Annotated in this window: 18 protein-coding genes and 1 pseudogene; 6 read left to right on the forward strand and 13 right to left on the reverse strand. The window is 41.6% G+C overall.

The window, feature by feature from the left end; all coding sequences use genetic code 11:
- A pseudogene (locus tag B3473_RS03040) lies at window positions 1–996 on the forward strand (2-hydroxyacyl-CoA dehydratase); the annotation flags it as partial.
- Window positions 997–1,042: 46 nt separating this feature from the next.
- Here B3473_RS03040 and B3473_RS03045 read toward each other — a convergent pair.
- The 5 genes from B3473_RS03045 to B3473_RS03065 form a co-directional block, all read right to left on the reverse strand.
- Window positions 1,043–1,423, reverse strand: a complete 381-nt coding sequence (locus B3473_RS03045; RefSeq protein WP_154454203.1) for a RidA family protein — start codon at window positions 1,421–1,423, stop codon at window positions 1,043–1,045.
- 134 nt (window positions 1,424–1,557) lie between these two features.
- Window positions 1,558–2,904 carry an asparagine--tRNA ligase gene (asnS, locus tag B3473_RS03050; protein WP_154454202.1) on the reverse strand — a complete coding sequence of 449 codons (1,347 nt, stop codon included), beginning with the start codon at window positions 2,902–2,904 and terminating at the stop codon, window positions 1,558–1,560.
- A 53-nt stretch (window positions 2,905–2,957) separates the two neighbouring features.
- Window positions 2,958–4,151, reverse strand: a complete 1,194-nt coding sequence (locus B3473_RS03055) for a pyridoxal phosphate-dependent aminotransferase (RefSeq protein ID WP_168260534.1) — start codon at window positions 4,149–4,151, stop codon at window positions 2,958–2,960.
- Entirely contained in the window at window positions 4,148–4,618 is a 471-nt protein-coding gene (locus tag B3473_RS03060) for a DUF5590 domain-containing protein (protein ID WP_154454200.1), read from the reverse strand. The genes B3473_RS03055 and B3473_RS03060 overlap by 4 nt, the downstream gene beginning before the upstream one ends.
- 30 nt (window positions 4,619–4,648) lie before the next feature.
- A complete protein-coding gene (locus B3473_RS03065) occupies window positions 4,649–7,132 on the reverse strand; it encodes a bifunctional DnaQ family exonuclease/ATP-dependent helicase (RefSeq protein ID WP_154454199.1) in 2,484 nt (827 codons plus the stop codon).
- A 115-nt stretch (window positions 7,133–7,247) separates the two neighbouring features.
- On the opposite strand from B3473_RS03065, the gene B3473_RS03070 reads away from it, so the two are divergent.
- Window positions 7,248–7,883, forward strand: coding sequence for an MBL fold metallo-hydrolase (locus B3473_RS03070; protein ID WP_154454198.1), 636 nt, complete (start codon window positions 7,248–7,250; stop codon window positions 7,881–7,883).
- Between the two features lie 42 nt (window positions 7,884–7,925).
- Here B3473_RS03070 and ftsX read toward each other — a convergent pair whose 3' ends face one another.
- The 5 genes from ftsX to B3473_RS03095 form a co-directional block, all read right to left on the reverse strand.
- The gene (gene ftsX / locus B3473_RS03075) at window positions 7,926–8,855 is read right to left on the reverse strand and encodes a permease-like cell division protein FtsX (protein WP_154454197.1); all 930 of its coding nucleotides are present in this window, start codon (window positions 8,853–8,855) and stop codon (window positions 7,926–7,928) included.
- Complete coding sequence (gene ftsE / locus B3473_RS03080) at window positions 8,848–9,540, reverse strand: cell division ATP-binding protein FtsE (RefSeq protein WP_154454196.1); 693 nt, start codon at window positions 9,538–9,540, stop codon at window positions 8,848–8,850. Before ftsE ends, ftsX begins: the two co-directional genes overlap by 8 nt.
- 48 nt (window positions 9,541–9,588) lie before the next feature.
- A protein-coding gene (prfB, locus tag B3473_RS03085; RefSeq protein WP_154454195.1) for a peptide chain release factor 2 occupies window positions 9,589–10,684 on the reverse strand; the annotation gives its coding sequence in 2 pieces (ribosomal slippage) (window positions 9,589–10,611 and window positions 10,613–10,684; 1,095 coding nt in all).
- Between the two features lie 331 nt (window positions 10,685–11,015).
- Window positions 11,016–13,697 carry a cation-translocating P-type ATPase gene (locus B3473_RS03090; RefSeq protein ID WP_293651173.1) on the reverse strand — a complete coding sequence of 894 codons (2,682 nt, stop codon included), beginning with the start codon at window positions 13,695–13,697 and terminating at the stop codon, window positions 11,016–11,018.
- Between the two features lie 203 nt (window positions 13,698–13,900).
- Window positions 13,901–14,287 (reverse strand): DUF1934 domain-containing protein, encoded by a 387-nt coding sequence (locus B3473_RS03095; protein WP_154454193.1) that lies wholly within the window; start codon window positions 14,285–14,287, stop codon window positions 13,901–13,903.
- A gap of 173 nt (window positions 14,288–14,460) precedes the next feature.
- Here B3473_RS03095 and B3473_RS03100 point away from each other — a divergent pair, with 173 nt between their 5' ends.
- The 4 genes from B3473_RS03100 to B3473_RS03115 all read left to right on the forward strand — a co-directional run bounded on the left by B3473_RS03100 (window position 14,461) and on the right by B3473_RS03115 (window position 19,137).
- Window positions 14,461–15,762 (forward strand): HD domain-containing protein, encoded by a 1,302-nt coding sequence (locus B3473_RS03100; protein WP_264879798.1) that lies wholly within the window; start codon window positions 14,461–14,463, stop codon window positions 15,760–15,762.
- A gap of 116 nt (window positions 15,763–15,878) precedes the next feature.
- Window positions 15,879–16,688: a sugar-phosphatase gene (gene yidA, locus B3473_RS03105; RefSeq protein WP_168260527.1), complete on the forward strand. Its 810-nt coding sequence runs from the start codon at window positions 15,879–15,881 to the stop codon at window positions 16,686–16,688.
- Window positions 16,688–17,902 (forward strand): aminoacyltransferase, encoded by a 1,215-nt coding sequence (locus tag B3473_RS03110; RefSeq protein ID WP_154454190.1) that lies wholly within the window; start codon window positions 16,688–16,690, stop codon window positions 17,900–17,902. Before yidA ends, B3473_RS03110 begins: the two co-directional genes overlap by 1 nt.
- The gene (locus B3473_RS03115) at window positions 17,902–19,137 is read left to right on the forward strand and encodes an aminoacyltransferase (RefSeq protein ID WP_154454189.1); all 1,236 of its coding nucleotides are present in this window, start codon (window positions 17,902–17,904) and stop codon (window positions 19,135–19,137) included. Before B3473_RS03110 ends, B3473_RS03115 begins: the two co-directional genes overlap by 1 nt.
- Before the next feature lie 94 nt (window positions 19,138–19,231).
- Here the strand turns inward: B3473_RS03115 and tpiA are convergent, their stop codons facing one another.
- The 3 genes from tpiA to ftsW all read right to left on the reverse strand — a co-directional run bounded on the left by tpiA (window position 19,232) and on the right by ftsW (window position 22,892).
- Window positions 19,232–19,990 (reverse strand): triose-phosphate isomerase, encoded by a 759-nt coding sequence (gene tpiA / locus B3473_RS03120; protein ID WP_154454188.1) that lies wholly within the window; start codon window positions 19,988–19,990, stop codon window positions 19,232–19,234.
- Between the two features lie 178 nt (window positions 19,991–20,168).
- The gene (gene tuf / locus B3473_RS03125) at window positions 20,169–21,365 is read right to left on the reverse strand and encodes an elongation factor Tu (RefSeq protein ID WP_154454187.1); all 1,197 of its coding nucleotides are present in this window, start codon (window positions 21,363–21,365) and stop codon (window positions 20,169–20,171) included.
- A gap of 237 nt (window positions 21,366–21,602) precedes the next feature.
- Window positions 21,603–22,892 carry a cell division peptidoglycan polymerase FtsW gene (gene ftsW / locus B3473_RS03130; RefSeq protein WP_154454186.1) on the reverse strand — a complete coding sequence of 430 codons (1,290 nt, stop codon included), beginning with the start codon at window positions 22,890–22,892 and terminating at the stop codon, window positions 21,603–21,605.
- Between the last annotated feature and the right edge of the window lie 72 nt (window positions 22,893–22,964).

Here is a 22,964-nt window from a genome sequence, read left to right on the forward strand (position 1 = left end):
ATGATGACCCAAACGGGAGGAGGTTGTCGGGCAACAAACTACATTCCGCTCTTGCGTAAAGCCTTAAAAGACGCAGGATTTGCACAAGTTCCCGTGGTGTCTATTTCCATGGGCAATCAAGGAACTGAAGAAACACCAGGCTGGAACTTGACTTATTCCTTTGTCAAACGCCTACTCATCAGCGTTTTGTATGGAGACTTGTTTGAGCGTGTGCTTTACCGCGTGCGTCCTTACGAAGCCGTACCAGGCTCTGCCAATGCCCTCTATGATAAATGGCTTGAAGTTGCTCGCCACAACATCAAAACAGGTTCTTACTTTGAATTTAACCGCAATATGAAACGCATTATCAAGGAATTTGACACCCTTGAAACCGTTGATTTTGGTCAAAAACCACGTGTCGGCGTTGTCGGAGAAATTTTAGTCAAATACGCTCCAACAGCCAACAATGACATCGTTGCTATCATTGAACAAGAAGGGGGCGAGGCGGTCGTGCCAGACTTGATTGGCTTTATGAATTATTCACTGTTCAATCAAATTTGGAAGGCTGATGAGCTTAACATGAGCCAAAAAGCCAAACGATTTGCCAAACTCGGCATTGATGCCATCAACCTTCTCGAAAAACCAATGAATAAAGCCCTTGAAAAATCCCAACGTTTTGAAGGCATTGAATCCATCTATGACATTGCCAAGGGAGCTTCAAAAGTGATTTCTATCGGCAATCACACGGGGGAAGGCTGGTTCTTGACGGGTGAAATGATTGAATTGCTCAATAATGGCGTTAAAAACATCGTCTGCTTACAACCTTTTGGCTGCCTACCAAACCACATCGTTGGTAAAGGAATGGTCAAAGAATTGCGCCGCCAATACAAAGGGGCCAACATCGCACCAATTGATTACGACCCAGGTTCATCAGAAGTGAACCAACTAAACCGTATCCGCTTGATGATGACAACAGCCAAGAAAATGCAAAAAGCTTCACTCACAAATCATTCTTAACAAATAATCTCCTATGAGAAAGAACTCGTAGGAGATTTTCTTATCTTTAATCAAGGTAGGCAATCACTTCAATTTCTACCTTAACGTCTTTTGGCAAACGCGCCACTTCAACCGCTGAACGAGCTGGAAAATCCGTTTTAAAGGCTGTGGCATAAACTTCGTTAAATGGGACAAAATCATTGATATCACTTAGGAAACAAGTCGTTTTGACCACATGGTCAAAGTCTGTTCCCGCTTCGGCTAAAATGGCACCAATATTTTTTAAAACTTGCTGGGTTTGTTCTTGGATAGTCGTTCCAATGATTTCCCCAGTTTCAGGCGATAAAGGCACTTGACCTGATGCAAAAAGGAACTGACCAACGACCTTGCCTTGCACGTAAGCACCAATTGCTGCTGGGGCTTTATCTGTATGAATGGTTTTTGCCATAATGAACTCCTTTTCTTCATTCAGTAGGATTATTATAACAAAATATTCTGAATATTAAAATATCTTATAACTAACTTTTTGCTAAGAAAAAAAGAGCCAAATGGCTCTTTTCTGTTATTCTAATGTTAATCACCTTATGGTTTCAAACGATGAAGCATACGTGGGAATGGAATGGCTTCACGAATGTGTTTAGTACCAGCAACGAAAGTCACCATACGTTCGATACCAATACCAAATCCAGCGTGTGGCACTGAACCGTATTTACGAAGGTCAAGGTAAAATTCGTATTCTGATTTGTCCATTTCAAGAGCATCCATTTTAGCTACAAGAGCATCGTAATCGTCTTCACGGACAGAACCTCCGATGATTTCACCGTAACCTTCTGGAGCAAGCAAGTCCGCACAAAGAACGCGGTCTGGGTTACCAGGAACGGGTTTCATGTAGAAAGCTTTGAAACTTGCTGGGTAATTGATCACAAAGGTTGGCATACCAAAGTAGTTTGAAATCCATGTTTCATGTGGTGAACCAAAGTCATCACCGTGTTCAAGGTGTTCGTAATCAGCATCTTCGTCATTTTCATGTTCTTGAAGAAGGCTAATGGCATCATCATAAGACACGCGCTTGAATGGCTCTGCAATGTATTTTTTAAGCAAATCAACATCACGTTCCAAGATTTCAAGGGCTTGTGGTGCACGGTCAAGCACACCTTGGATAAGGGCTTTAACGTAAGCTTCTTGCAAATCAAGTGATTCTTCATGTGTCAAGAATGAATACTCAGCATCCATCATCCAAAACTCTGTCAAGTGACGGCGGGTTTTTGATTTTTCAGCACGGAAAACAGGACCAAAGTCAAAGACACGACCAAGTGCCATAGCCCCAGCTTCAAGGTACAATTGACCTGATTGGCTCAAGTAAGCAGGTGTTCCAAAGTAGTCTGTTTCAAACAACTCTGTTGAATCTTCTGCTGCATTTCCTGACAAGATTGGGCTATCAAACTTGATGAAACCATTTTTGTCAAAGAAGTCATAAGTAGCATAAATGATAGCGTTACGAATTTGCATGATAGCCATTTGTTTACGAGAACGCAACCACAAATGACGGTGGTCCATAAGGAAATCCGTTCCGTGTTCTTTTGGTGTAATAGGGTAATCTTCTGAGTGCCCTACGATTTTGACATCTGTGACGTCCAATTCATAACCAAATTTTGAACGTGAATCTTCTTTGACAATCCCTGTGATAAGGATAGACGTTTCTTGGCTAAGGTGTTTGATGGTATTGAATTTTTCAGTTCCTTCTTCTTCACCAAATTTTTCGATAAAGTTTGGTTTGAAGGCCACGGCTTGGAAAAATGCAGTTCCGTCACGAAGTTGTAAGAAAGCAATTTTTCCTTTTCCTGATTTGTTAGCAACCCATGCACCGATAGTCACTTCTTCGCCAACATGGTCTTTAACATCAATAATTGATACGTAATCTGTAGACATATTTCCTCTTTCCAATGTTTCCTCTCATCATCTGAGCAAAACACTATGCTTTATTATAATTTGGAATCCAATTTCATAAACAATTTCAATCGATTCACAGCTTCTTTTAAAGTTACCAAATCGGTCGCATAACTCAAGCGAACATTTTCAGGAGCTCCAAAACCAGCACCTGTTACCAAAGCCACCCCAACTTCTTCAAGAATGTCATTGGTAAAGTCAGTAACGTCTGTGTAACCCTTCAATTCCATAGCTCTTTTCACATTTGGGAAAAGATAGAAGGCACCTTGTGGTTTAATCACGTCAAAACCAGGAACTTCACACAAGAGTGGGTAAATGGTATTTAGACGGTCCTCAAAGTCACGACGCATGCTTTCAATGGAATCTTGTGGGCCTGTCAAGGCTTCAATAGCTGCATATTGTGAAACGGTGGTCAAATTTGAAGTGGTTTGGCTGATGACTTTTGCCATACCAGCGATAATGTCTTCATTACCAACCGCAAATCCCACACGCCAACCTGTCATAGCATAGGTTTTAGACAAGCCATTAACAACAATGGTGTGTTCTCTGATTGCCTCAGAAATGCTTGAAATAGGGGTAAAGACATTGCCATTGTAAACCAAACGACCATAAATGTCGTCAGCTAGAATTAAAATGCCATTTGCTACTGCCCAGTTACCAATTGCTTCTAGCTCATCACGGGTATAAATCATACCTGTTGGGTTAGAAGGGGAATTGAGCAAAATCACTTTGGTTTTATCTGTGCGAGCAGCTTCTAATTGCTCTACTGTGACTTTAAAATGATTTTTTTGTGTCGTAGCCACTGTCACAGGTACCCCACCAACCATTTTCACTTGGTCCACATAAGATACCCAACATGGTGATGGAATAATCACTTCGTCACCTGGATCAAGAACCGTTGTGAAAAAGGTGTATAGGATGTATTTGGCACCTGTTCCCACAACGACTTGATTACGAGAAACAAAGTAGCCGTAATAATTTTTCATGTATTGACCGATAGCGTCTTTCAACTCAGGAAGTCCTGAAGCTACGGTATAAAAGCTGGCTTTCCCATTTTTGATGGAATGAATAGCTGCTTTTTGAATGTTTTTAGGGGTTTCAAAATCTGGTTCCCCCAAGGTTAGTGATAAAATATCACGTCCTTCTGCTTTTAAGGCTTTGGCACGTGCACTAGCTGCTAAAGTCACACTTTCGTCCATGTTTAACACACGTTTTGATAAGTTTGTCATACGCCCTCCTTTTTAATAAGCTCACCTGTTTTGAAATTCACAAGATAGTAACCGTTAGTAGCCGTCACCTCCCAAACAGGGGATTTGGCATAAATCCCAAAAACCACCTTGGAAATATCTGTTGCACCGTTGCTTGCGGCTGTTTCTTCGGCTTGTTGGCGACTAATCCCGTCACTTTCGGCATATACATAAACCTCTCGGTTATCCTCACCAACTGAAACAATGCGCTTACCACCTGATTCGGTAGTGCCATAAACACTATAAAAGGTGTTCGGTCCATTATAGAGTTCCACAGAGGAAGTTTTTGATAATTTAGCGGCTTTGATAGCGACCTGGGTAGCTGTTCGTTCTGCATCCAGTTTTGGTTTCATTGAGAGATATAAAACCGTCCCTGCAGAAATCAAGAGAACTAAGAAAACCATGCTAAAACCAAGTAAATATTGTTTTACTGGTGTTAATTTTTTCATTTACTTCTCCCCTTTGAGTTATCCTTTTTATTATACCAAAAAATCCTTCATTTCTGTTAATGACTTTGCAAATTTTTGGGAAGAAAGCTGAAATTCTTCTGCTAAGGAATCGGTCATCAATTTACCATAAGACTTGGTTAAAAGGCGGTTATCCAAAATCAAAACAGCTGAGCGCTGGTTTTCTCGCCTCATGGTTCTACCGATTGCTTGCTTGAGTTTTAAAATCGTCAGCGGCAAAGCATAATCGTAAAATGGTGATTTGGCTTGTGCCAGCAAGTGATTGCTGACTTTTTGGAAAAAGATATCTTTAGGATTGTCAAAAGGCAGGCGGGTAATCACTTCAATCATCTTATCGGATTGCACAAAGTCAACCCCCTCCCAAAATGAGCCTGTCCCTAACAACATCCCACTTTCCTTGCGTTCAAAACGCCGTTTGACATTATAAGCCATACCGTTTTTATCCTGTGTCAAATGGGGAACGCCCTTATCATCAAGGTAATCTGAAACTGCAAGCATCGTCGCTCTGGCATTAAATAAAACCAAGACCTGCTCACCTAAGTTTTGAATCTGACAAAGACGCTCAGCAATAGCTAAGGCATAAGCTTCCTCAGACACTTGGGTGACATTTGGCATCTCTTCATCAATCCACACGCGCTGGCCACTGCTTTTTTCATGAGCCAAACTCACAAAATGATAAGAGTCAAAGCCCAGCAAATCCGCTAGACTGACTTGGGGACTGATGTGCAAGGTTGCTGAAATCATATAGTTTTTGCGTGTTTCAGGCAAAAACTCTTGAAAATTCAACAACTCATCATTACTGGCATTGAGGTAGGTTTGGCGCTTGTCATTTTCAAGCATTGACTCCATCCAAAAATCCGTAAAATGATGGGACAATAGCAAACACAAATCCTCTAAACCATTGAGGCGCCACTGAGGATTGACCGCCAAAAGTTCCTTGACCGTCTGCTCGATAGCTGCCATGGCCTCGGTCGTGACAAATGTTTCTTGATTTTGGTAGAAACGTGTCACCAAATGGCTCAACTGGAAGGACAGGTTTTCAAGCAACCGTTTTTCCAGCACAGGCAATTTAGCTGTCAGGTGTTTTTCTAATAAGGTCACTAACTGAGTGACATTTAGCTGACGACGAGAGAAATGCTCAACATTTAGCATCAGCTTTTGCGCCTCGTCAAAAACCAAAATCTTATTGGCCGCGAAAGCCTTGTCGTCTTGCACTCGTTCTAAGAAATAAGCGTGATTGACCAGCAACAGCTTGCTGTGCTTGGCCCTTTCATAGGTTACCTGCCAAAAATCGACTTCTTTGTAAAGACTCTTCTCACTCAAATCCCCATCGTGTTTGATGGAGTCAAAATAAGCGGCAAAACGTTGTTTTTGCTTGATTTCATCCAAATCACCCGTTTCTGTTTCGGTCAGCCAGACCAGCAACTGCATCTTGTAGCGATTGATAAGGCGATTGTCGTCTTGATGATGCAAACTCTCGACAAAGGCATCTAGTTTTAGGTAATTGCTAGGCCCTTTGATGGATTGGCAAGAAATATGAAAAACATCTTGAATGCGTTTGGCTTCGTTGGCCATAATTTGGTCTTGTAAGATTTTGGTGGGAACCGATACAATCACCTGTTCATCTTGTGCCAAATGCAAGAGAGGCAAGAGATAGCCGTAGGTTTTACCGATCCCAGCTTGAGCTTCTAAAAACGAAACGGCTGATGAGGCAAATTCATCCTTGACCAAAGTAGCAAACTGAGCCTGCTTCTCCCGATTGTCTAGGCCAAGCAGAGCCACATTAACCGCAAAATCATCTGACAGGCAACGCGGCTCGGTTATCGCCTGCGGTCGGCGTAAAACCAAATCCCCCACCATCTGAAAGGTCGCTGGCGAAAACGGTTTGGCCTGTGAAAAGCCCGCTTCAATGAGCATACCCGTTTCAAAGATCAGATTATCAGAAAAAGGCAAAAGCTTTTCCAAAACTTCTTTTGGCAATTGATTGATTTTAGCCTGCAAGCGCAAAAAAAGCTGCGCTGTCGCATAGGCATCTGAAATAGCTGTGTGAGCATCTGTCAAATCCAAATCCAAGGCCTTAGCCAAATGCTCCAAGGTGTATTTTTCAAAAGTTGGGTAAAAAACCTGAGCCAATTCGACCGTATCCACGCGCGGTGTTCGCAACTCAAAACCTTGCCAAAAAAGCTGTTCCGCCAAAAGATTGGCATCAAATTTGACGTTGTGAGCCACAAAGACACAATCTGCTATCAAGTCGTAAATTTCGCCCGCCACCTGAGAAAAATCAGGGGCCTTGGCCAATTGATCATCGGTAATACCTGTCAGCTGGATAATGTGCTCTGACAAGGGTTCATGCGGATTGACATCCGTTTGATAAGTCTTGGTAATCTGATTATTTTCTATAATCACGATACCCACTTGAATAATTTCTGCTGCGGCATGGGCTCCTGTCGCCTCTAAGTCCACAACAGCATATTTTAGGAAATGTTCATACTTCATAACAATCCTATTATATCACACACCACTCTTCTTGTATTTGTGTGGAGGCTTTATGAGCAGTAAACGAGCTGGCTTTTAGTATGACTTTTTACCAAAATTTTGATACACTTTTTTTATGAAGATATTTAGAATAGTTAATCGCGTTGCGCGTGAAAATACTTACTTGTTGGTCAATGACCAAGCCATTATCGTTGTCGATCCTGGAAGTGATGTGGATATGATTCTTGAAAAAATCACGTCACTGAACAACCCTGTGGCGGCTATTTTACTGACCCACGCTCATTATGATCACATTATGAGCGTGGATGTGGTGAGAGAGCATTTTGGACATCCTCCTGTTTATATTTCTGAAAAAGAAGCGTCATGGCTCTATTCACCAAAGGATAATTTTTCAGGTTTGGAGCGCCATGCGGATTTGCCTGATGTTATTTTAAAACCTGCTGAACATCACTACCAGTACGAAGACGATTATCACATCGCTGGTTTTCATTTTTATGTTCGCCCAACGCCAGGACACTCTTATGGTAGTGTATCGCTGATTTTCCCAGATGACCACGTCGTTTTGAGTGGTGATGCTCTTTTTAGAGAAACTATCGGACGAACAGACTTGCCAACTGGAAATAGTGAGGAACTCCTAGCTAGCATTCAGCGAGAATTATTTACCTTGCCAAATCATTTTGCGGTTTATCCAGGGCACGGCTCTGATACCACCATTGCCCATGAAAAAAACATGAACCCTTTCTTTAACTAAACCAAAAACAACTTCTGCAAAAGCAGAAGTTGTTTTCTTGTTTTAAATTTTAAGATAGCGGCGCATTGAAATCACTGAACCAAGTGCTCCAATGATAATACCGATTAAGAACATACCACCAATAACTAACGGAAGGAAGTTTTCCGCTGAGTATAATGATAGGCTTTGCATTTCAAATTGTGGATTGAAAGCACCGTAAACATAGTGGTAAGCAAAGTAAACAATCACTGATGGCAAAATGGCTCCAAGAAGACCAACCCATGCTCCTTCAAAGAAGAATGGTCCACGGATGTAAGAATTCTTTGCACCTACCAAACGCATGATCTCAATATCGCGTTGACGTGACATAATGGTCATACGGATAGTATTTGAAATAAGGAAGATTGCGACAAGCACAAGAAGGACGATACCAGCAAATCCCCATGTTCGAATGTATTTTGCAATTTTGAACAATTGGTCTGAATCTGAACCACCGTAATCAACGGATTCAACACCACTGATTTTTGAGATTTTATCAGCTACTTTTTTAACATGAGATGGTGAGTTAGCTTCTACGATATAAACATCTTGTAGAGGGTTAGAATCGCCATCAAAGAGTTTCCAATCGTCCCCGTAGGTTTCTTGCAATTTAGCTAGCTGTTCATCTTTACTTGAATAAGTAACCTTCTTAACACCTGAAATCTTGTTGATTTGGTCATAGACTTGGTGGTAAGCATCATTTGAGACGGTTTCGCCAGCTTCATTAGTCTTAGTTTCAGAGTTATCTGTCGAATCCACATCAAGGTAAACATTGATTTGAATGTTGTTTTCAATACCTGATGCCAAACGCTCCACATTTAATAGCACTGCTGCAAAGACACCGACAAGTGTCAAGGTAATGGCAACCGTACTAACCGAAGCAATTGTCATCCAAATATTACGCTTTAAACTTTTTATGGATTCCCACAAATGACGGAAAAAATTTCTAATCATCGTAACCGTATTCTCCTTCCTCTTCATCACGAACAATGCGACCATTCTCAATCGCGATAACACGATGGCGAAGGGTATCAACAATTTGCTTATTGTGAGTAGCCATTAAAATGGTTGTTCCTTGAAGATTGATACGTTCTAACAACTGCATGATTTCCCATGAAATTTCAGGATCCAAGTTCCCAGTCGGTTCGTCAGCGATCAAGACTTTTGGATTGTTAACAATCGCACGAGCGATAGCAACACGTTGTTGCTCACCACCTGACAATTGGTGTGGGAAAGAACGCATTTTGTGTTTTAGACCAACCAAGTCTAACACTTCAGGAACACGTTTTTTAATATCACGTGGCTTTTCTCCAATAACTTGCATGGCATAAGCCACATTTTCAAACACAGTCTTTTTAGGAAGGAGTTTGTAGTCTTGGAAAACCACCCCGATACTACGACGTAGCATAGGAATATCACGTCGTCTTAATTTATTCAAATCAAATTTGCCGACCTTGATTGTCCCTGCTGTCGCTTTTTCTTCACGATAGAGTAACTTAATAAAAGTGGACTTACCAGCACCTGAAGGACCAACAATATATACAAATTCACCTTGGTTGACTTTTACATTGATATCTCTCAAGGCAGTGGTTGATCGGCGATACTTTTTGTCCACACCATTCATTTCAATTAGTGCCATTTATATTTTCCTTTACGATTTAATCATCCTAAAAAACTTACTGTTTTCCTAGTCAATACGCCATTTCAGATAGGCATCAATGAAACCATCAATGTCACCATCCATCACTTTATCAACTTGTGCCACTTCATATCCTGTGCGATGATCTTTAACCATCGTATAGGGGGTAAACACATAAGAACGGATTTGACTTCCCCATGTGATTTCTTTTTTATCACCCTTCAAAGCATCAACTTCTTGTGCTTTTTTCTCTTGCTCGAGCTGATAGAGTTTCGCCTGCAACATCTTCATCGCACGGTCACGGTTACCATATTGAGTACGGTCAACGGTTGACGACACCACGATTCCTGTTGGAATATGGGTCAAACGAACCCCTGTTGATACCTTGTTGACGTTTTGTCCACCAGCACCACCAGAACGGAAAGTATCCATTTTGATGTCGTCATCACGAATTTCCACTTCAATCGTATCATCCAATTCTGGCATTACTTCGACTGAACTAAATGACGTGTGGCGACGTTTGGCTGAGTCAAATGGAGAGATACGCACCAAACGGTGTACACCCATTTCAGACTTCAACAGTCCGTAAGCATTTGGCCCTTCAAAAAACAAAGTAACAGACTTAATACCCGCTTCATCCCCTGCTTGGTAATCAAGCGTTTCAACTTTAAAGCCTTTGGCATTACCATAACGGGTGTACATACGAAAGAGCATATCTGCCCAATCCTGCGCCTCGGTACCACCTGAACCTGGGTGAATTTCCAAAATCGCATTGTTGCGGTCATAAGGCTCTGATAACAACAAGGTCATCTCATAGCCTGTCATGATTTTATCAAGCTTTTCTAAACTTTCTTCTAAATCAGACTGAACCGAACTATCCTCATCCAACATTTCCAAATAAAGCTCTGTTTCATCAGACAACTCTTGCATGGTATTAAAAGTGTCATACTTTTGCTTGAGTTCGTTGAGTTCTTGAGAGGTTTTCTGGGCTGCAATATTGTCATCCCAAAAATCAGGCTCCGTCATTTTATTTTCAAGAAGTGCGATATCTTCTTCCAGACGGTCTAAGTCAAAGAGACCTCCTGAAGCTAGTCAACTTCTCTTGGTTTTCTACTATTTTTTGGCGAATTTCAGCCACTTCCATGAGCATACTCCTTTATTCATTACTTCTTCCTATTCTATCACAAAGGAAGCAAAATTACCATTATAGGTGCCAGAAAGGGTTTTCCTATTGACTATTTAGCTGCTAATTCAGCAGGCTAACACAATAGTACCAAAAAGGCATTTGGCAATCACAACAAGAAAATGACAAATAGATAACAAAACATCACACCACCATGACGACACCACTAACCACCCGCATAGCGGGTGGTTTATTTGTCACGCACCTTGCGGAGCGTGACGGACTGAAAGTCACATAACAAAAGAATCAGACTGCTAAGCAATCTGATTCTTTTGTTATTATTTAGAAATCTCTAAATGGCTTTTTCATCTTGTCCAAGTGCACGTTGAATAGCTTTGACAATTTCGGTCAAGACAAGCATCATCAAACTACCAATGATAACGGCAGTCCATTGACCCACGCTCAAGTGAGAAACGTGGAACAATTGATTAAATCCTGGCACAACGATGGTTACCATCAAGAGCAAGAAGGCCACTGGGATAGCCCAGTTGAAGGTTCTATTTCTAAAGGCACCAACAGTAAAGATTGATTGGTAAACGGACTTAACGTTGAAGGCATGGACTAATTGGATAAGACCAAGTGTCGCAAAGGCCATTGTCAAGGCATCTTCGTGTACCATGTGAGCTTGTGAGTGTTCTGGGAACATGATTGCCCAACCATAAACGGCAAGGACAAGCAAGGTTTGGAAAATACCTTGATAGATAATAGCTCCCATAACCCCACCGTCAAAGAAGTTGGATTGACGTCCACGAGGTTTGTGTTTCATAACGCCAGGTTCAGCAGGTTCTACACCCAAGGCGATGGCTGGTAGCGCATCGGTTACCAAGTTAATCCAAAGCAAATGAACGGGTTGAAGCACATCCCAACCAAACAAGGTCGCAAAGAAGATGGTAAGCACTTCGGCCATATTGGCTGAAAGAAGGTATTGAATGGATTTTTGAATGTTTGAGAAGACCTTACGTCCTTCTTCAACAGCAACAATGATTGTCGCAAAGTTATCATCGGCAAGGACCATATCAGAAGCACCTTTTGCCACTTCTGTACCCGTAATCCCCATACCGATACCAATATCAGCTGTTTTCAACGATGGCGCATCATTGACACCATCACCAGTCATGGCAACAACTTTACCTTCATTTTGCCAAGCTTTAACGATACGCACCTTGTGTTCTGGTGACACACGCGCATAAACAGAATATTGTTTAAAGACTTTTTGGAATTCGTCGTCAGACAATTCGTTGAGTTCAGCACCAGTAAAGACATGGTTTTGGCCGTCATCTTCGATAATGCCTAGACGTTTAGCAATAGCTTCCGCAGTATCTTGGTGGTCCCCGGTAATCATGATAGGACGGATACCAGCTTCCTTGGCTACCTTAACAGCTTTGGCAGCTTCAGGACGTTCTGGGTCAATCATACCGACAAGACCTGCAAAAATCAAATCTGATTCCACATTTTCGGAATCCAAACTTGGAATTTCAGGAATGTATTTGTAAGCCATCATCAATACACGAAGGGCTTGTTTAGCCAAGTCTGTATTGAGTGATAAGATAGTAGCTCTTTCGTCATCTGTAATAGCACGAACTTGGCCATTGTCCTCAATGCGAGTGACACGTTTTAAGAGTTGGTCAGGTGCCCCTTTAACCGCCACAAAGTAGCGTCCATCGGCTTCTTCGTGAATCGTTGACATCAACTTACGGTCAGAATCAAATGGCAATTCTGCCACACGAGGTTCGTTTTTAAGCACATCACGAACATCAAAGTCGTGGTCTAAACCAAATTGAACCAAGGCCGTTTCGGTTGGGTCACCAATGAGATTGCCTTCTGGGTCAATCTTGGTATCATTAGCAAAATTCATGATACGCAAGGTCTTATCATCAGCTGGAATCGTTGCTTTAGCGTCCAATAATTGGCCACTAGTGTAGATTTTTTCAACCGTCATTTGGTTCATGGTCAATGTTCCGGTTTTATCTGAAGCGATAATTTCGGTTGAACCAAGGGTTTCAACGGCTGGCAATTTACGAACGATGGCATTGCGTTTGGCAAGGGTTGTTGTTCCCATTGACAAGACGATGGTTACAATAGCGGGTAGCCCTTCTGGAATAGCAGCAACCGCCAAGGCAACAGAAGTCATCAAGCCTTCAACAGGTTCTTCACCACGGACAAATACCCCGACGATAAAGGTCACGATAGCAATACCAACAACCAAGTAAGTAAGAACCTTAGACAATTGGTTCAAGTTTTGCTTCAATGGGGTGTCTGTTTCGTCTGCGTTGGCAAGCATATCAGCAATTTTACCAACTTCGGTGTAATGACCTGTATTGACAACAACCCCAACACCACGACCATAAGTCACGTTAGAGTTTTGGTAAGCCATGTTGACACGGTCACCAATACCAGCATCATCAGCCACTTTAATAGACAAACTCTTTTCAACTGGAACAGATTCCCCTGTCAGGGCAGCTTCTTCAATTTTTAAGGAAGCGACTTCTAACAAACGCATATCAGCAGGCACCACATCACCGGCCTCCAACATGACAATATCACCAGGAACCAATTCTCTCGAATCAATTTCAACGACATGTCCGTCACGGCTGACACGCGCCACTTGGCTAGACATATCTTTCAAAGCTTCAATGGCTGCTTCAGCTTGCCCTTCTTGATAAACCCCAAAAGCCGCATTAAGCACAACAACGGCTAGGATAATCAAAGCATCGGTAAGCCCTTCTGTTCCTTCAGTGATAACAGATAAGGCAGCTGCAACAAGCAAGATAATAATCATCAAGTCCTTGAATTGGTCAAGAAACTTAGCCAACAATGAGCGTTTCTGGGCTTCTTCAAGTTCGTTGTGACCATATTCATCTAAACGTTTTTTAGCTTCTGCCGCAGATAAACCGTCACGGGTGGTGTGCAAGGCGTCAAGCGTTTCGTCCTCGCTCTTCAAATAAAACAAATCTTTGCTTTGTTCTTTAGACAAAATAGTTTCCTCCTTCGGTCTTCTTTCCTAAATAGAAAAGAGACCTGTTTTAAAAAACAAGTCTCGCTGTTTAAGACATAGCCGGAAATTTCTTTCGTATTGACGACTAGGCCACGGGAATCCCCGTCTGCTACTCCCTTGATACATGGTCATAATACCAATTTTCAAGGCATTTGTCAACCAGCTTTCCCTATTTCAAAGCCTTATTGCCAGCGCAATTCTAGCTCGTAATCAGCCAAAGCAGACTCTCCCTCAAGGGCTTTTAAACAATAATGCAAGGTAACACTTTTCTTGTCGGGGTCAAAAACATAATGGCTGGTTTCTGTTTTAAAATGCTGGATACCAAGCGGCGTAGGAATCAAGACAACCGCAGGGTTTTGGGCATGAAATCGCATGATGGATTTTGGTGTGGAAAAACGCGTCATGACCAATTCCTCTTGATTGCACTTGATGATAACTTTCTCATCTTCTTCATTGACATAAGTCAAATAAAGGTATTGATTTTTTGGGGTTACGGTAACAGGATAGCTTTCGTCAACCCACTCCACCTCGTTATCCATGATGATTTTATTGCGAATCTGTAATTGCATAATCCTCTCATCTGCCAAATCAACAGCTCCATCAATCTGGCAAATCCCTCTTTTCTATTACATGATAAGTCTCTTTCATTATACCTTTTAACGCTTGGAATGACAACTTTGGGCACAGAAGTCTGACATGCTTTAATTAGGGGTTTCCAGTCGTTTTTTGGTATAATGGGAGCATGAATGAAAAAGTATTTCGTGATCCTATTCACAATTATATAACGGTCAATCACCGCGTGGTTTATGATCTTATCAACACAGCAGAATTTCAACGTTTGCGTCGCATCAAGCAAGTCCCAACGACAGCCTTTACCTTTCATGGTGCCGAGCACAGCCGCTTTTCGCATTGTCTAGGCGTTTATGACATTGCTAGGCGTGTTACTGAGATTTTTGAGGAAAAATTTCCCGACATTTGGAACACTGATGAAAATCTTTTAACCATGGTGGCAGGGCTCTTGCACGATGTGGGGCACGGGGCCTATTCCCACACATTTGAAAAATTGTTTGGCACTGACCATGAAGCCTTCACTCAGGAAATCATTACCAGTCCTGATACTGAAATCAACGCTATTTTGCGACGAGTGGCTCCTGATTTTCCAGAAAAAGTGGCTAGTGTCATCAACCACACCTATCCCAATAAACAAGTGGTGCAACTGATTTCTAGCCAAATTGACTGCGACCGCATGGACTATTTGCTTAGGGATTCTTATTACAGTGGCACAAAATACGGGCAATTTGATTTAACCCGCATTTTGCGTGTCATTCGTCCTGTCAAAAATGGTATTGTCTTTGAATACAATGGCATGCACGCCGTTGAGGACTACATTGTCAGTCGTTTTCAAATGTATATGCAAGTTTATTTTCACCCTGCCAGCCGTGGCATGGAAGTCTTACTACAAAATCTCTTGAAACGAGCCAAACGCCTTTATCAAAAAGACAGCCATTTCTTTAAGAAAACCGCTCCAAATCTCATTCCTTTTCTGGAAAATCGAGCGGATTTGTCGGATTATCTGGCTTTAGACGATGGCGTGATGAACACTTATTTTCAAGCTTGGATGGCTTCTGACGATGATATTTTAGCGGATTTAGCCAGTCGATTTGTCAACCGTAAAATTTTCAAATCCATCACCTTTGATGAGACAGCTGAAAAGCATTTGGATTGCTTGGTGAAGTTGATTGATTCAGTTGGTTTTGACCCTAAGTATTACACGGGTATTCATGCCAATTTTGATTTGCCTTATGACATTTACCGCCCTGAAAAAAAAGAACCACGAACAGATATTAACATGATTCGCAAAGATGGCTCTATCATCGAATTATCAACCGTATCACCTATCGTTAAGACCTTGTCAGGCACAACTTACGGTGATAGACGTTTCTATTTTCCAAAGGAAATGTTGCAGGCAAATGACCTCTTTACTGAGGACAAAGAGCAATTTATGAGTTACATTACCAACGACCATTTTGCTTACCACGACTAACCTTATTGTTAAAAACTGAAAAAGTGACGTATCTGTTAGAATCTCCATGACAAATACGGCACTTTTTAGTAAGATATATAGGTAGATTCTTCTAATTAGAAAGGATACCATACTCTATGTCAATTAAACTAGTTGCCGTTGATATTGACGGCACGCTTCTGACCAATGACCGCAAAATCACACCTGAGGTTTTTGAAGCTGTTCGAGACGCTAAAAAACAAGGGGTTAAGGTCGTTATCGCTACTGGACGTCCGATTGCTGGTGTTCAGACCTTACTGGACGACTTAAACTTAAAAGACACTGGCGATTATGTCATTACTTTTAATGGTGGCTTGGTGCAAGACACGGCCACAGGTGAGAACATCATCACAGAAGTCATGACCTATGATGACTATCTTGATATTGAATTTCTCAGCCGTAAGCTAAATGTCCACATGCACGCCATTACCAAAGAAGGGATTTTTACTGCCAATCGTAACATTGGAAAATACACCGTGCACGAATCAACCTTGGTCAATATGCCTATTTACTACCGCACACCAGAAGAAATGGGCGACAAGGAAATCATTAAAATGATGTTTATCGATGAGCCTGAAATTCTTGATGCAGCTATTGCTAAAATCCCACAAGAATTTTACGACAAATACACAATCGTGAAATCAACACCATTTTATTTGGAAATCTTAAACAAAACAGCCAGCAAGGGCAATGCCATCACACACCTTGCTGAAAAAATGGGACTTAGCCTTGACCAAACAATGGCCATCGGTGATGCTGAAAATGACCGAGCCATGTTGGAGGCAGTCGGCAATCCTGTTGTCATGGAAAATGGCACACCAGAACTCAAACAAATTGCCAAATATATCACCAAATCAAATGAAGAAAGCGGCGTTGCTTACGCCCTTAGAAAGTGGGTTTTAAAATAATGTATAGCTATAAAATCGGCATTTCTGCTGAAGAACACGACCAATTTGCCAAAGCAAGTGACCAAACCAATCTGTTGCAATCATCTAATTGGGCAAAAATCAAGGACAACTGGGACAATGAACGTCTTGGTTTCTACAAAGATGGCCAATTAGTGGCATCAGCATCTGTTCTCATCAAATCCTTGCCACTTGGCTTCACCATGCTTTACATTCCTCGCGGACCCATTATGGATTACAGTGACAAAGAATTAGTTGCCTTTGTCATCAACTCACTCAAAAAATTCGGAAAAACCAAACGTGCCCTCTTCATCAAAATTGACCCAGCTTTGTTGCTCAAACAATACAAAATCGGTGAAAACGTGGAAGAAAATGCAGAAACCCTTACGGCTATCGAAAACTTGAAGGCTGCAGGTTGTGAATGGACTGGACGCACAACAACGATTGCTGAAAGCATTCAACCACGTTACCAAGCCAATGTCTATACCCAAGAAGACATGACTGCAACATTTCCTAAGCACACCAAACGCTTGATGAAAGATGCGATTCACCGTGGTGTAATAACTAGCCGTGGAAGCATCGATGATGTCAAAGCCTTTGCAGACGTCGTTGCTCTTACAGAAAATCGTAAAGGGGTTGCTCTTCGTAACGAAGATTATTTCCGCAAAATGATGGAAACTTACGGTGATGATGCTTACCTTCACCTTGCCAAAGTTAATTTACCAAAACGCCTAGCGGAATACAAAGAACAACTTGCTCAAATTGAAAAAGATTTAGCAGAAACAAAAGAAAACCAGAAAAAACGTTTGACCAAATTAACCCAACAAAAGAATTCTGTCACAAAATACATTGCAGAATTTGAAGAATTCGTTCAAAAATACCCAGATGAACTCATTATTGCAGGTATCTTGTCTGTATCATTTGGCAACGTCATGGAAATGCTTTACGCTGGTATGAATGATGAATTCAAAAAATTCTACCCACAATATTCACTCTATCCAAAAGCTTTTGAAGATGCCTACGCTGATGGCATCATTTGGGCAAATATGGGTGGTGTTGAAGGGACACTTGACGACGGTTTAACCAAATTTAAAACAAACTTCAACCCAACCATCGAAGAGTTCATTGGCGAATTCAACATTCCTGTCAATCGTGCTCTTTATGGGCTATCTAACCTTGCTTACAACATTCGCAAACAAAGGAGAAATGGCCATTAATGCCTCTTGAGATTATTGAAAAAGACGTTTTTAGGACTTTTTGTAACAGCGTTCCCTACAAATCATTCATGCAATCTAGCGAAATGGCGGAGCTGCTCAGCAAACGTGGTTATCAGGTTGCCTATCTTGGCTTTAAAGACCAAGGGCAATTGCAAGTAGCTGCTATCCTTTTTAGCTTGCCAATGACAGGGGGCTTGCACATGGAAATCAATTCCGGTCCCGTTTCACGCGATAAACGCTATTTAAAAGCCTTTTATCAGGAATTGCAGACCTACGCCAAAGAAAACGGTGCCCTTGAATTATTGGTGAAACCCTACGACACTTACCAACAATTCGACACCGATGGCAAGCCAACTGACCAAGAGCAAACCGCCTTGTTAGAGGATTTTCTCTCGCTTGGTTACCAGCATGACGGGCTTTTGACTGGCTACCCTGGTGGCGAACCTGATTGGCATTACCTCAAGGATTTGACAGACTTAGATGACAAATCCCTGCTCAAATCCTTCAGCAAAAAAGGACGTCCATTGGTTAAGAAAGCCAAGACCTTTGGCATTACGCTAAGAAAGCTTGACCGAGAGGAATTGCCTCTTTTTAAAGAAATCACTTCTGCCACCTCAGACCGTCGAGATTACATGGACAAATCCCTTGAATATTATCAAGATTTTTACGACAGTTTTGGGGATTCTTGTGAATTTATGGTAGCAAGCCTTAATTTTCAAGATTATCTAAATCATCTAGAAAATGACCAAGGCAAACTTAAGCAAAGAATAGCTAAACTCAAAGCTGATTTGGAGAAAAATCCTCATTCTGAGAAGAAACAAAATCAGCTGCGCGAATTAGCCAGCCAATCCGACACCTTTGACGTTCGTATTGCAGAAGCCAAAGCATTTATTGCCAAATACGGAACACAACACGTAACCTTGGCAGGTAGCCTCTTTGTTTACACCAAACAAGAAGCTGTCTACCTATTCTCAGGCTCTTATCCAGAATTTAATAAATTCTACGCACCTGCCTTGCTTCAGGAATACGTTATGTTGCAAGCCATCAAACGCGGCATTACCAATTATAATTTGCTTGGTATCACTGGAAATTTTGATGGTTCAGATGGTGTTTTACGCTTCAAACAAAACTACAATGGCTATATCACGCGTAAGATGGGAACTTTCCGCTATTACCCTCGACCGCTTAGATACAAGGCCATCCAACAAGTAAAAAGACTATTGGGACGCCAATAAAAGAAAACCTTGGAGATTGGTTTCCAAGGTTTTTTTGATACAAAAAAATGACCTGCTAAAAACAGGCCATTTATTATGCTTCAACGTTTCTTGATTATTTAACGAAGTCAAGAAGAGCAAGGAAGCTTTCTGGTTCAAGTGAAGCACCACCAACAAGGGCACCGTCAACGTCTGGGCAAGCCATGTATGCTGCAACGTTTTCAGGTTTAACTGAACCACCGTATTGAACGCGAACTTTGTCAGCTACTGCTTGACCGAAGTCTGCTGCAACTGTGTCACGAACAACTTTACACATTTTTTGTGCGTCGTCTTGGCTAGCTGATTTACCAGTACCGATAGCCCAGATTGGTTCGTATGCGATAACAAGTGAAGAAACTTGTTCGTCAGTCAAGCCAGCAAGAGCAGCTGAAACTTGTCCACCTACGAATTCTGCAGCTTTACCTGCTTCGTAAGTTTCAAGAGTTTCACCACAGCAGATGATTGGAAGCATACCGTTAGCAAAGATAGCTTTTGCTTTTTTGTTGATGTCTTCATCTGTTTCGTGGAAGTATTCACGACGTTCTGAGTGACCGATTACAACGTAGTCAGTTCCCATTTCAGACAATACTTTAGGGCTGTTTTCACCAGTGAAAGCACCAGCATTTTCAAAGTAGCAGTTTTCAGCAGCAACTTTAAGTTCTGAACCTTTAGCTGCAGCAAGAACTGTTGAAAGGTCAAGTGCAGGAGCTGCGATACCAGCTTCAACAAGTTCTGATGAAGGCAATTTAGAAGCTACTGCTTCAACAAATGCTTTAGCTTCTTCTGGATTTTTGTTCATTTTCCAGTTACCAGCGATAAATGGTTTACGTGACATTTCACATACCTCTTCTATTTTTTTTTACTCCTTATTTTATCATATTTTCTGCAGGTTTGAAAGGTTCGACACTATTTTTAGAGAGGAAAGTCACAAAAAAAGAGCCCCTAACGGGACTCTCCACAATTACTATCTGACTAAATAATTGTTATCTGGGAACTTAATTAGTTAATTCAAATTAAGCTTCGATTTCTGAAACGATACCTGAACCAACAGTACGTCCACCTTCACGGATTGAGAATGTAGTACCTTGTTCAACGGCGATTGGGTGAATCAATTCAACGTCGATAGTTACGTTATCACCAGGCATTACCATTTCAGTACCTGCTGGAAGTTCGATTGAACCTGTAACGTCAGTTGTACGGAAGTAGAATTGAGGACGGTAGTTGTTGAAGAATGGAGTGTGACGTCCACCTTCTTCTTTAGTAAGGATGTAAACTTCACCTTTGAATTTAGTGTGTGGGTGGATTGAACCTGGTTTAGCAAGAACTTGACCACGTTCGATTTCATCACGTTGGATACCACGAAGAAGCACACCAACGTTGTCCCCTGCAAGACCTTCATCAAGTTGTTTACGGAACATTTCAACACCAGTAACAACAGCTTTTTGGATGTCGTCACGGATACCAACGATTTCAACTTCGTCGTTGACTTTAACAGTACCACGGTCGATACGTCCTGATGCTACAGTACCACGACCAGTGATTGAGAATACGTCTTCGACTGGAAGAAGCAATGGTTTGTCAGTATCACGTTCTGGTTCTGGAATGTATTCATCAACAGTGTCCATCAATTCCATGATGATGTCTTCGTAGTGAGTGTCACCTTCAAGGGCTTTAAGAGCTGAACCTTGGATAACTGGAAGATCGTCACCTGGGAAATCGTATTCTGAAAGAAGGTCACGGATTTCCATTTCAACCAATTCAAGCAATTCTTCGTCATCAACAAGGTCGATTTTGTTCATGAAGACGATAAGGTATTTAACACCTACTTGACGTGAAAGAAGGATGTGTTCACGTGTTTGTGGCATTGGACCGTCAGTTGAAGCTACTACAAGGATAGCACCATCCATTTGGGCAGCACCAGTGATCATGTTTTTAACGTAGTCCGCGTGTCCTGGAGCGTCGATGTGAGCGTAGTGACGTTTAGCAGTTTCGTACTCAACGTGTGCAGTGTTGATTGTGATACCGCGTTCGCGTTCTTCAGGAGCAGCATCGATAGAAGCGTAGTCTTTTGGTTGGTTAACTGCGCTTGGAAGACGACGAGCAAGAACTGTTGTAATTGCAGCTGTCAAAGTAGTTTTACCATGGTCAACGTGTCCGATTGTACCAATGTTAACGTGTGGTTTACTACGATCGTATTTTTCTTTTGCCATTTGGGTAAAAGCCTCCAATAAAATATATTTTATAGATAGACGGTAGGCAATACAGTCTAACCTTACCCTACTATTTTATCAAATTATAAAGGAATTGCAAGCATTTAACTATTTCTTATGCGTCTAAATTTTCAAGAATGCCTGTAAATCCCTTAAAATCAAGCGATTTCCCAATGTTATTTCTTTCAAAAAAATAACCAAAGCAAGACAAAATACTTGCTTTGGTCAAAAAATCATTTAGTCATTATGGAACAATTGATCCAAATCAATGACATTATCTGCATAGGGGTGATTGGTGTTTTGTGCTTGGAGTTCTGCTTCTGCTTCTCTGATAATCTCTTCACGTTTTTCATTGGCATCAATATTGAGCACAAAACCAATGGCAACCGAGAGCACCAACAAGCTATTTCCCCCTTGGGATAAGAATGGGAAAGTAACCCCTGTTGATGGAATCAAGCCTGAGATACCACCGATATTGACAAAGGTTTGCATCAAAATCATGCCACCAATTCCTAGTGCAATCATGGCATTGAAAGGATTTTTAGCCTTAATCCCCACGTGCATAATACGTAAAATCAAGAAGAACAGCAAAGCAAGAATAAGTCCTGCTCCAATCAAACCTAATTCTTCCATGACAATGGAAAAGACAAAATCGGTTGTCGCCTCAGGAAGATAACCACCTTTTTCAATGGAATTCCCCAAACCTCTACCAAACCAACCACCATTACTCATGGCATAGTAAGAATGAGCTAGCTGGTGTCCTGCGTTGGTCAAGTCATCAAAAGGATTGAAAAAGGCACTGAAACGTTTGGCAACATAACCAAAGACGGGCACTTTTTCCATGGTTTCCACACCAATGGCAAAGATTAAGCCTAAAAATCCAGCTGATAAGGTCGTGACGGTAATCAAAATAGCAGAAAACCAACGGTAAGCTACCCCACTGACTGAATACATGATCAAGCCAGTCAAAACGATGATAGCTGCATTTCCAAGGTCAGGCTGTGCTGCGACCAGCATAATCATCCCTAGCGAATACACGCGCCAATCTTTTAAATCACTCCAACGCCTTGGTATCCAACGCCGCTTGGTCAAGGCTTGGTAATCATAGATTTCAATTTCTTTCTGGCGCCGTGAAAACGTATAAGCCAACAGCCAGACAATGATGATTTTCAGGTATTCTGCTGGTTGAAAACTAATGGGACCAATCACAATCCAACCGTGCGCCCCGTTAACCGTTCGCGTAAAGAAACGCGCAATTAACAAGAGAACAACTTCAACGATCATAGTCGTTGTCAGGACTTTTGGATTTTTCAAGAAGTCTAAACGTAATTTATAAATGAAAAAGATAGCAGCTAAACTGATGCCCCAATACATTCCTTGGTTAAGAACTGACCGAAAAGGGTTTAACCCGTATTGGACAAGGGATGGGCTTGTGGTCGAATAAATGACAATCAAACCAATCACAGATAAAATTAAATAAGGCACAAGGATTGAATAATTCAGTAAATGCCTCTTCGAAATATTCATAAACGCTCCTATTAAGACATATGATCTCTGGATGTAATAACCACCTGCCATTATACCATCTTTCTAAGCTAA

The organism is Streptococcus sp. UBA632, from assembly GCF_002300045.1.
GTDB classification, from domain to species: Bacteria; Bacillota; Bacilli; order Lactobacillales; family Streptococcaceae; genus Streptococcus; species Streptococcus alactolyticus.

Bases quoted from the DNA above. Each gene is read 5' to 3' on its own strand.
- B3473_RS03115 (WP_154454189.1), top strand. From the start codon at position 17,902: ATGCCTCTTGAGATTATTGAAAAAGACGTTTTTAGGACTTTTTGTAAC.
- B3473_RS03070 (WP_154454198.1), top strand. From the start codon at position 7,248: ATGAAGATATTTAGAATAGTTAATCGCGTTGCGCGTGAAAATACTTAC.
- B3473_RS03110 (WP_154454190.1), top strand. From the start codon at position 16,688: ATGTATAGCTATAAAATCGGCATTTCTGCTGAAGAACACGACCAATTT.
- yidA (WP_168260527.1), top strand. From the start codon at position 15,879: ATGTCAATTAAACTAGTTGCCGTTGATATTGACGGCACGCTTCTGACC.
- B3473_RS03065 (WP_154454199.1), bottom strand. From the start codon at position 7,132: ATGAAGTATGAACATTTCCTAAAATATGCTGTTGTGGACTTAGAGGCG.
- B3473_RS03060 (WP_154454200.1), bottom strand. From the start codon at position 4,618: ATGAAAAAATTAACACCAGTAAAACAATATTTACTTGGTTTTAGCATG.
- tuf (WP_154454187.1), bottom strand. From the start codon at position 21,365: ATGGCAAAAGAAAAATACGATCGTAGTAAACCACACGTTAACATTGGT.
- tpiA (WP_154454188.1), bottom strand. From the start codon at position 19,990: ATGTCACGTAAACCATTTATCGCTGGTAACTGGAAAATGAACAAAAAT.
- B3473_RS03100 (WP_264879798.1), top strand. From the start codon at position 14,461: ATGAATGAAAAAGTATTTCGTGATCCTATTCACAATTATATAACGGTC.
- B3473_RS03095 (WP_154454193.1), bottom strand. From the start codon at position 14,287: ATGCAATTACAGATTCGCAATAAAATCATCATGGATAACGAGGTGGAG.
- B3473_RS03055 (WP_168260534.1), bottom strand. From the start codon at position 4,151: ATGACAAACTTATCAAAACGTGTGTTAAACATGGACGAAAGTGTGACT.
- ftsW (WP_154454186.1), bottom strand. From the start codon at position 22,892: ATGAATATTTCGAAGAGGCATTTACTGAATTATTCAATCCTTGTGCCT.
- ftsX (WP_154454197.1), bottom strand. From the start codon at position 8,855: ATGATTAGAAATTTTTTCCGTCATTTGTGGGAATCCATAAAAAGTTTA.
- asnS (WP_154454202.1), bottom strand. From the start codon at position 2,904: ATGTCTACAGATTACGTATCAATTATTGATGTTAAAGACCATGTTGGC.
- B3473_RS03045 (WP_154454203.1), bottom strand. From the start codon at position 1,423: ATGGCAAAAACCATTCATACAGATAAAGCCCCAGCAGCAATTGGTGCT.
- ftsE (WP_154454196.1), bottom strand. From the start codon at position 9,540: ATGGCACTAATTGAAATGAATGGTGTGGACAAAAAGTATCGCCGATCA.